Origin of the sequence: Rufibacter ruber (assembly GCF_001647275.1) — a bacterium.
Taxonomy (GTDB): Bacteria; Bacteroidota; Bacteroidia; order Cytophagales; family Hymenobacteraceae; genus Nibribacter; species Nibribacter ruber_C.
Genome location: NZ_LRMM01000016.1, coordinates 78,912 through 87,609, shown reverse-complemented (window position 1 = coordinate 87,609; position 8,698 = coordinate 78,912). Strand labels below are relative to the sequence as shown.

General features: G+C 49.6%; 7 protein-coding genes. All 7 read right to left on the bottom strand.

The features are described 5' to 3' along the window. The coding region (locus tag A8O25_RS08615; protein WP_193788619.1) for an inositol-3-phosphate synthase at positions 1–397 on the bottom strand (397 nt) is incomplete at its 3' end. 27 nt (positions 398–424) lie between these two features. Further along, the gene (locus tag A8O25_RS08610; protein ID WP_066833594.1) at positions 425–1,411 is read right to left on the bottom strand and encodes an NAD-dependent epimerase/dehydratase family protein; all 987 of its coding nucleotides are present in this window, start codon (positions 1,409–1,411) and stop codon (positions 425–427) included. After that, the gene (locus A8O25_RS08605) at positions 1,408–2,526 is read right to left on the bottom strand and encodes a hypothetical protein (protein WP_066833592.1); all 1,119 of its coding nucleotides are present in this window, start codon (positions 2,524–2,526) and stop codon (positions 1,408–1,410) included. The genes A8O25_RS08610 and A8O25_RS08605 overlap by 4 nt, the downstream gene beginning before the upstream one ends. Then, complete coding sequence (gene spt, locus A8O25_RS08600) at positions 2,504–3,745, bottom strand: serine palmitoyltransferase (protein WP_066833585.1); 1,242 nt, start codon at positions 3,743–3,745, stop codon at positions 2,504–2,506. Before spt ends, A8O25_RS08605 begins: the two co-directional genes overlap by 23 nt. Positions 3,746–3,940: 195 nt before the next feature. Further along, complete coding sequence (locus tag A8O25_RS08595; protein WP_066833581.1) at positions 3,941–4,363, bottom strand: MarR family winged helix-turn-helix transcriptional regulator; 423 nt, start codon at positions 4,361–4,363, stop codon at positions 3,941–3,943. 514 nt (positions 4,364–4,877) lie between these two features. Continuing rightward, entirely contained in the window at positions 4,878–5,135 is a 258-nt protein-coding gene (locus A8O25_RS08590; protein WP_066833579.1) for an acyl carrier protein, read from the bottom strand. A gap of 366 nt (positions 5,136–5,501) precedes the next feature. Then, positions 5,502–8,687: an efflux RND transporter permease subunit gene (locus tag A8O25_RS08585; protein ID WP_066833577.1), complete on the bottom strand. Its 3,186-nt coding sequence runs from the start codon at positions 8,685–8,687 to the stop codon at positions 5,502–5,504. Positions 8,688–8,698: the final 11 nt, after the last annotated feature.

Genomic DNA, 8,698 nt, shown 5'->3' with positions numbered 1-8,698 from the left:
TCACGTGCTCGCCGTCCAGGTTGCGGGCGTAGGCCTTGTCGAAGACCGCCTTCATGGGCTTGAGCGCCTCCAGCTCGGGTTTGATGGCGTGCAGCAGCATGGGCTCCAGCACCCTGGCCTTGACGGCCGCCTCGAACACGTTGTCCTCGTACACGTCCCAGCCCCCGAACACGATGTTGTTCAAATCAGCCAGCGGCACAAAATCCTTGATCAGCGGGTGGCGGTCATCGGTGCGCTTGCCCAGCCGGATCCGGCCCATCTGCGTGAGCGAGCCCACCGGCTGTGAAAACCCTTTCTTGATTGATTCCACACCCGCGATCAGGGTGGTCGCCACCGCGCCCAGGCCCGGCAGCAGGATCCCCAGCTTGCCGCTGGCTTCTTTTAATTGGTATTCCATTGTGTTTAGATTAGGTAAATCAATTGTTTATAACCACTTATTTGCTTTATACCACTGCAGCGTATGGCTAAGTCCTTTTTCAAGGTCATACTCCGGTGTATAATGTAAATCCTGTTGAATGCGTGCTATGCTGCAGTTCCAGTTCTCTGCAATGAGCTCGCTTATTTTCTCCCGGTTCAAAGCCGGGGTTTTGGTTCCGGCCACCAATTCAGACACGGTCGCCAGGGCTTTAACCAGGCCCAAAGGAAGATGAAACCGAAGAGCCCTTTTCTGAAGAGCCTGTTTGGTCAGGTCTGCCAGATCATACCGGTCATAGCTTCTGCCATCAGATACATTATAGCAGGTTCCAGTCTTGTCTGACGCCAGGGCCTGCAATACTGCTTTGGCCAGGTCTTTCACATACACAAAGCTCAACCGCTGGTTCAGTTTGCCTATGTAAGGGTCCAGCCCTTTGCTGATGGTGGAGAACAGAAGGAAGATGTCTTTCTCCCTTGGCCCGTAAACCGCGGTTGGGCGCAACACCAGCAGCGGGAGGTTCTCTATCTCAGCAAGCTGCTTCTCTGCCTGTAGCTTGCTTCTGCCGTAGTTGGTGACGGGGCGGGCACTGGTTTCTTCTGTAATGGGGCTGTCTTCCTGATAAGAAATAGGCCCCAAAGCGGCCAGGCTGCTGATGAAGACAAACTTCTTCAGAGGGATGGAAGCCTGCGCGGCGGCTATCCCTAAATTCCTGGTGTAGTCAGCGTTTACTCTATTGTATTCCTGCGCATCTTTGGCTTTGGTAGTACCGGCGGCATGAATAAGGTAAGTGTACTGCTTTTCCTCCAGTTCCTTCTGCAAGGCACTTACACTGGTAAAGTCAAGCTGCGTGTACTGAATAGGGAAGAGCTTCAGATGGTCTACCTCACTGGTTGGACGCACCGCCGCAAAGACTTCCAGACCTGCGTTTACTGCTGCTTCCACCAGATGATAGCCCACAAAGCCACTGGCTCCCGTTATCAGTACTCTTCCGTTCATATCGCCTTTTCGTAAATGCGGTATTTTTTATAGGGTTTGGCATCCATGTTCAGGAGACCCTGGTTCATGAGGGTGTTGTTCTCCAGAATCCAGGAAGCTTCTGCCACTTTCATTTTCTTCTTCTTGAACTGCTCCATGGCATGGCCGTAGAAGCAGGCCTCAATACCCAGTTTCCGGTAGCCTTCCAGCACACCCAGGGCAATGATGCGTAAGCCGTTTATCTTCTTCTTTTGGAAAAGCAACTTAAAGATACCGGTAGGTAGAAGACGGCCGTTCTTGATCTTGATCAGGATCTGGTTGATATCTGGCACTGACAAGGAGAAGCCAATAATATGGCCCGCATGCTCGGCTACCATGCAGAAATCAGGATCCAGGATCATCTTCAGGTCCTTGGCCATGTAGTCAAATTCCTTAGGAGTCATGGGAACAAAGCCCATGTTCTGGTCCCAGGCTTTGTTGTACACTTCTCTGATCCTGAAGACTTCCTCTTTGAAGTTCTTCAGGTTGACCGGTCTGATCTTGATCCCTTTGCGCTCCAGTCTTTCCTCCAGCACCTTTGTCATCTTGAAAGGACGTTCGTTGTAGTGCTGGGTGAACTGGTACGCAATCAGATCTACCTGTTTAGTAAGACCGGCTTTCTCCAGCAAATCCAGGTAATAAGGCTTGTTGTAGGTCATCATGACCACCGGCGGACTGTCAAAGCCTTCTACCAGCAGGCCACACGTTTCATTGGTAGAGGGGTTCACCGGGCCAATCATGGTTTCAGCACCCTGTTCTTTTAACCAATTGGCAGCTTGCGTAAATAACAGATTGGCTACTTCCTGATTATTGATGCAGTCAAAAAAACCAAAGAACCCATCTTTCTGGCCGTTGGTTTGGTTATGGTTTCTATTCAAAACCGCAGCTATGCGTCCTGCCACGTTGTCGCCTTCATACACCAGATAGGGCTGAACAGAGGAATGATCATGGAAGGGGTGCTTGCCCGGGGTCAAGAGATCGCGTTGGGCAATGAACAGCTCAGGGACATAATTAGGATCCCCTTTGAAAAGCGTATGCGGAAAGTCTATAAAGGCTTTGAGCAGTTGCTTGGAGTTAACGGGCACTACTTGCCACATACACTTCTTGCTTAAGGTTGATCTGAAGTTCTCTAAATGCCTCAGAGAGTTTACTTACTGCCTCTTCAATCTGCGGAAAGGTATGGGTAGCCATCACAGAAAGACGAATAAGCGTGGAGTCTGCCGGTACTGCCGGGGCAACCACCGGGTTCACAAAGATCCCTTTGTCTTGCAGGGCGCGGGTGAGCAGGAACGTCTTGAAGTTGTCTCTCACATAGATAGGGATGATAGGCGACTCGGTAGGGCCTACTTCAAATCCTTCTTCCTGCAGCAGTTTGGTCATGTAGCGGGTGTTCGCCCACAAGCGGTCTATCCACTCTGGTTCCGTCTCAATAATGTCCAGGGCGGCCAAAGTACTCGCCACCGAAGACGGCGACATGCTGGCACTGAAAATAAGGGAGCGGGCGTGGTGTTTCAGGAACTGGATGGTCTCGTGGTCGGCGGCAATAAAGCCCCCCAGTGAAGCCAGGGACTTACTGAACGTACCCATGATCAGGTCTACCTGATCAGTGAGGCCAAAGTGGGAAGCAGTGCCGGCACCCTTTTCGCCAATGACCCCCAGGCTGTGGGCGTCATCTACCATGATGCTGCCGCCGTACCGCTGGGCAATGGCCACAATCTCAGGTAACTTCACAATATCGCCTTCCATGCTGAAAATGCCGTCTACCACAATCAGCTTGATGGCGTCACTGGGCAGCTTGCTGATTTTCCGCTCCAGGTCTTCCATGTCATTATGCCTATATTTCAACACCTTGGAGAAGGAGAGGCGGCTGCCGTCTATGATAGAGGCGTGGTTGAACTCATCCAGCAGGATGTAGTCATTGCGGCCCGTCAAACTGGAAACTACCCCCAGGTTCACCTGGAATCCGGTGCTGAAAACCAACGCGGCGTCTTTGCCTACAAAGGCGGCCAGTCTTCTTTCCAGTTTCAGGTGCAGGTCCAGGGTGCCGTTCAGGAAGCGGGAGCCTGCGCAGCCTGTGCCGTAATCATCAATGGCTTTTTTGGCGGCCTCCTTGATTTTAGGGTGGTTGGTCAGCCCCAGATAGGCATTGGAGCCAAACATCAGCACCTTTTTCCCTTCAATGATGACCTCTGTATCCTGAGCCGATTCTATGGATCTGAAATATGGGTAGGCCCCTAACTCACTGGCTTTCTCCCCGGCTTTTTCTGGGGCGCCCTTTTCCCGGTTGGCCAGTCTCTCGCTTAATTTTTGTGTCATATAACCTGACATTTTTAAATACCTTACTTGCTGCGCGTGCAGACATTCTTGCAGACATTCATGCCTCTTCAGAGACACGGGGGGGAGGGTACTGATTTATTTAGTTGATTATGTCAACTAAACTTTTTCCGGAAAATCAGTTAATCAACTAGGCGTCTTTAGATGGTTGATGTGGTCAACTAAATGGATAGAAAATTAAATTTTATTCCTGAAGTGAAGGGCCACTTTTATAAAGACATTCACCTCTTCCTTGGTGAGACCCTCCTGTAGTGTAGAGTTTACTTTATGTTCTATTAACAAGGCTTTTTTTAACAATGTTTTTCCCAGTGTGGTGAGGTGTAAGGTTTTTTTCCTTCTGTCACAGGTGTGTCCAAACCGCTCTACTAACTTTTTCTCTTCGAGGGCTGCTATTACCCTTAAAACGGCTGATTTATCTATCTTGACAATATCTGCCAAGTCTTGCTGAATGAGCTTATTCCCTTTTGATAATAGATTCAGGAACATGAAGTGCTGGTAGGTTAAGTCCAAGCCTACCGCCTCAAATTCTTTTTCCACCGCCTTACCCAAGACCAGTCCGGTTCTGGCAATCAGTAATCCTATATGCGATGCCTCCTTCATTTCCTTGTCTTATTTCCTGTGCAAAGTAGTAGAAAGTAGTTGACATGTTCAACTAATTCATGGTATCTAAAAAGATAGTAATCTGAGAAAATAAAACTCAGGTTGCTGGTAAGGAAAAAGCGGAGATCAAAATTTGAAAGATAAATTTATAAAAGGGCTAGAGCTTTACAGATTTTGGCGCTCGGCAGTAAGGGAAGGGGGAAGGGTAGCTTCGGGTTGAAGGGCACCCCGGGAAACAGCCCAAAGTTCCTTGCTTAAAATGGGCTGGTAATGAGCCTAGGGCAGATGTTTAAAAAATGTGACCTGTCTAAAATTGACCACTCACCACGGCGTTTGCGTCTGCTTGTTCCTATGGTTATTGAGTATTTCTGTTTTCGGGGCTGTTTTTCAGAAAATAGCCCGAAAACAGAAATACTCAGGAAGACGCTTGTTCAAGAACGGCTTAGAGAGAATGGGAGCTGAATAACTTTAAACTGCCCCTCTGCCATTCTCTTTCCCTGGTCTAATTAGAAGCTCAATTTTTCCTGTTTGCTTGTTTAGAGACATACTCTACAAAGTCACCCACAGTGGTAAAAGGTACTTCATCAGGTATTACAATTTTGAAGCTTTTCTCCAGTTCCCAAATTACGCTAACCAAATCAAGGGTGTCAAACCCTAGTTCTTTCTTAAGGTGTGAAGAAACCCGAAGCCGAGATGGCTTGATCTCTTTTATTTTGCTGATTATTCTGACCACCTTCTGGGCAACAGAAGGGACTGCAACGGCGGATATCATGTGAAAAGGGTATAAGTTCTTCTAAAGGGTGTATGTGTTTAAATAAATCACCGTGATTGAGTTTTTATATGACTATCACGCAATGAATGAATCTTTTAGTTAAATCTGTCTTAAGCAGGCAAAAGCTGTGGCAAGTCTAAAGTGCCCTCATGGGTGACAAACACTTCTGGGGTACCAACTACCCGCTCATTCGCTGACAAACCCACAGCTGACCGTGAGGTCATCTCCTAAAAGGATGGCAAAAGTAGGGACTTGGGTTCTCTGTCACAATGCAAGGGGCAGTTTCAAAAAGGTAAGTGCAGAAAAACGGGCAGCAATAGCGCCCGCCTTTCTACATCATTCACTTTAAGGTTGCTTGTTTGTATTTTAGGCCATGGCCGCGTGGCCATGCTGTTCTTTCTTCGACTCCAGTTCTGCAGTTTCACGCTCCAGCTCTTCGGCGGTTTTATCAATTAACACAATCTCGGTTTGCTTATCCCAACCAAACTTGGCCAGAATGCGGTCAAAGCCGTAGTAGATGATAGGCACCACAATTAGGGTCAGGAACATGGAAGAACTCAAACCACCAATCAAGGCCCAGGCCAAACCGTTCTTCGTGGCGGCCACCGAGCCACCGGCTAAGGCAATAGGTAACATACCAATCACCATTGCCAGGGTAGTCATCAGGATTGGGCGGAAACGGATTCTTACGGCTTCAATCAGGGCGCTCTTCACGTCATGGCCTTCCTTTTTCATCTGGTTCGTGAAGTCCACCACCATAATGGCGTTCTTCGCTACCAGACCAATCATCATAATAATACCCAAAATAGAGAAGATACTCAAACTCTGCGCGGCTAAGGCCAAGGCCAACAAGGCCCCAATAATCGCAAGCGGAATGGAGAACAACACCACCAGCGGGTATACATATGAGTCATATAACGCCACCATGATCAGGTACACGAAGATGATGGAGGCCAGCAAGGCAATTCCCAGCGTACCGAAACCTTCACTCTGGTTTTTTAAGTCACCGGCGTAGTCAATAGTCACCCCGTTCGGTACTTTGATTTCGGCCATCTTGGCTTGAATATCAGCACCCACCGAACCAGACGGACGACCGATAACCTGCGAGTTCACGTTCAATGAGGTCACCCGGTTGGTACGCTCCAGCTGTGAAGGACCCGTAGATTGTTTGATGTCAGCGAACTGACCCAGACGTACCACTTTTCCTTGGTTATTGATGAAGGAAAGGTTGGCGATGTCGGTCACGTTGCGGCGGTCAAACTCATCTAACCTGATGTTGATGTCATAGTCCTCGGTACCTGAGCGGAAAGTAGCATCTGTGTTTCCGGAGAAAGCCATTTGCATACCGGCACCCACGCTTTCCAGGGTCATGCCTACGCTGGCCATCTTGTCACGGTCCACTACCACTTCAATCTCGGGGTTACCGCCTTCCACAGACACTTCCACGTCCACGGTTCCTTGTACCCCTTCCACTACCTGCGTCACGCGCTTGGAGAAGGCAATGAGGGTGTCAATGTTAGAGCCTGAAAGGACAATCTGGATTGGCGCCTGGGCGTTCCCCACCAAACCTACCGGTACCGGTGTCACTTCTACGTTGGGTAGTTTGCTTTCAATATCGGCTTTGGCCCGGCGGCTGAATTCCTGGGTACTGAAAGAACGTTCTTTCACATCTACCAAGGCCACAGATAATTCGGCCTGGTAGGCCGATGTTTGGCCTTGCTGCGAAGAAGCCGTGGTACCTACCGTGGTAAACACCCGCGTTACTTCCGGAATGCCGCTCAAGTATTCTTCCACCTGTTTGGTGGCGAAGTTGGTTTGCTCTACAGTAGAGTTCTTAGGTAACTCCAGCTGCAAACTCACCTCGCCGCGGTCACCGGCCGGGATAAACTCGTTCCCGATAAACCCAAACGGCACCAGCATGAACGAGGCAATCAAAAGCAGGAATGTAGCCGCCAGCGTAATGAACTTATGGTTAAACGCCCACTTCAACGCGCCGGTGAAACCGTCAATGATTTTGTCCAGCAAGCGCTCAAACCACAGAATGAACCGCCCGAATAGGTTTTTGTCAGATACGTGCTCCAGTTTGGAGAAGCGGCTGGCCAGCAACGGAATCAACGTGAACGCCACGAAGAGCGAAATCATAGTGGCAATGGCCACCACCACCGCAAATTGCCGCAGAATGTCAGACACCAAACCGGTAGACAAGGCAATTGGCACGAATACCACCACAATTACCAGGGTAATGGAGGTAACCGTCGCCATGATTTCTTTGATACCGTCATACGCCGCCTGAGCCGGGGTTTTGCCCATTTCCATGTGGCGATAAATGTTCTCAATCACCACAATGGCGTCATCTACCAGAATACCTACCACCAGCGAGAGCGCCAGCAAAGACATCAGGTTCAACGAATACCCCAGCAGGAACATGGCAATGAACGTAGCCACCAAAGAGGCCGGGATAGACACCATCACAATCACCGCGTTCCGCAGCGAGTGCAGGAACAGCAACATCACCACGGCCACCAGAATAACGGCAATCACCAGGTCATGTATCACCGAGTCAGCGGCCTCCAGGGTAAAGTCAGAGCTGTCTGAGGCAATGTTGAATTTTAGGCCTTCTTTGGCATAGATTTTCTCCAGATTGGCCAAAGCCGCCTTGGTCTGCGCACTCACTTCCACCGCGTTCGCATCAGACTGTTTCTGAATGGTAATCCCCACCGAGGCTTTGGAGTTGATACGGCTCAACACGTCCACGTCTTTCTGGGTATCCTGTACTTCGGCTAAATCTGATAACCGCACAGTTCCGTTCTGGTCAGATTTAATCACCAGGTTACGCAGTTGGTCCAGGTCCTGGTATTTACCCGCCAGACGAAGCTGGGTTTGGCCGTTCTCGTTCTTGATTCTACCGGTAGGGAAGTCCAGGTTAGAGTTCTTGATGCGCTGCTGCACCTGCAAGATAGAGATGCCGTAGGCTTCCAGTTTCTCGGCCTGAATGTTTACTTTGATTTCACGCTCAGCACCACCCAGGATTTTAATCTGGGCCATACCCGGCACACGGGAAAGTTCTGGTTTAATCTTGTTGTCAATCAGGTCGAAGAACTCCGTGGGAGGCATGTTGGCCGTGGCCCCCATTTTGATGATAGGCAAGTCGTCAAAGTCAAACTTGTTCAGCGTGGGCGGGTCCGCATCTTCGGGCAAGCGGGCCAGAATGGTGTTGATTTTCCGCTGGGCGTCCTGCAAGCTCAAGTCTACGTTGGTGCCTTGGTTCAGCTGAATGGTGACAATGGAAAAACTCTCCAAAGAGGTTCCTTTCATCTCTTTCACGTTCTCCAGGGCAGAAAGCGCATCTTCAATCTCTTTGGTCACCGAGTTCTCCACCTCGTTCGGCGAAGCCCCGGGGTACAGAGTGGTAATGGTCAACACCGGAGGGCTGAACTTAGGCAGCAACTCGTAGTTGAGCGATTGGTAGGAGACAACGCCTAGCAGGGTAAGGACCGTAAAGACCACCACCACCAAGGTTGACCGCTGTATGGATAATTTGGTTATGTTCATTTTCTAAACTT

Excerpts from the sequence above, each read along its gene's own strand:
- A8O25_RS08605 (WP_066833592.1), bottom strand. The coding sequence starts at position 2,526 with ATGTGGCAAGTAGTGCCCGTTAACTCCAAGCAACTGCTCAAAGCCTTT.
- spt (WP_066833585.1), bottom strand. The coding sequence starts at position 3,745 with ATGACACAAAAATTAAGCGAGAGACTGGCCAACCGGGAAAAGGGCGCC.
- A8O25_RS08610 (WP_066833594.1), bottom strand. The coding sequence starts at position 1,411 with ATGAACGGAAGAGTACTGATAACGGGAGCCAGTGGCTTTGTGGGCTAT.
- A8O25_RS08595 (WP_066833581.1), bottom strand. The coding sequence starts at position 4,363 with ATGAAGGAGGCATCGCATATAGGATTACTGATTGCCAGAACCGGACTG.
- A8O25_RS08585 (WP_066833577.1), bottom strand. The coding sequence starts at position 8,687 with ATGAACATAACCAAATTATCCATACAGCGGTCAACCTTGGTGGTGGTG.
- A8O25_RS08590 (WP_066833579.1), bottom strand. The coding sequence starts at position 5,135 with ATGATATCCGCCGTTGCAGTCCCTTCTGTTGCCCAGAAGGTGGTCAGA.